Consider the following 818-nt stretch of genomic DNA (forward strand, 5'->3'; position numbering starts at 1 on the left):
CCGCGAGGCCGCGGGCGAGCTGCGCCCGCACCGGGCGCGCGTCGCGGCCGAGTTCCCACGCCCAGGCGGAGAAGCCGAGCAGCACCAGTCCGATCAGCGCGGCGAGCAGGCCCTGCGGCCCGACCTGCTGGGCCAGCACCCAGACCAGCCAAGCGACCGTGGCGTAGATCGGGAAGGCCAGCGCCTGCTTCAGCACGTCCATCCAGGCGCCCGGGCGGGGCAGGGCGCGGAGCGCCGCCGGCCACAGGGTCAACGCCAGGAAGGGCAGGGCGAGGCCGAGGCCGAGGCTCGCGAACACCACGAGGCCGGCGGCCGTCGACTGCGTCAGCGCGAAGCCCACCGCCGAGCCCATGAAGGGGGCGGTGCAGGGCGTCGCCACCACGGTCGCGAGCACGCCGGTGAAGAACGAGCCTTCGAGCCCGGCCCGCCGGGTCAGCCCGTCGCCGAGGCCGGCGAGCCGCCCGCCGAGGTGGAGCATGCCCGACAGGCTCAGGCCCATGGCGAAGAGCAGGTAGGCCAGGGCGGCCACCACGGTGGGCGATTGCAGCTGGAAGCCCCAGCCGATCCCGGCTCCCCCGGCCTTCAGCGCGATCAGCAGCGAGGCCAGCGCCAGGAACGCCGCCAGCACGCCCGCCGTGTAGGCGAGCCCGTGCAGGCGAACCCGCCCTGGCGCCTCGCCGGAATGCTTCACCAAGCTGAGCACCTTGATCGACAGAACCGGGAAGACGCAGGGCATCAGGTTGAGGATCAGGCCGCCCAGCAGCGCGAGGCCGGCCGCGGTCCAGAGCGTCAGGGTCTCGGCCGGCTCGGTGCGCGGG

1 protein-coding gene is annotated in these 818 nt (G+C 74.7%); it reads right to left on the reverse strand.

The features are described 5' to 3' along the window. The coding region (locus tag FV222_RS27895; protein ID WP_281406942.1) for a cytochrome c biogenesis protein CcdA at nucleotides 1–818 on the reverse strand (818 nt) is incomplete at both ends.

This window comes from Methylobacterium sp. WL103, assembly GCF_008039885.1.
GTDB lineage: Bacteria > Pseudomonadota > Alphaproteobacteria > Rhizobiales > Beijerinckiaceae > Methylobacterium > Methylobacterium cerastii.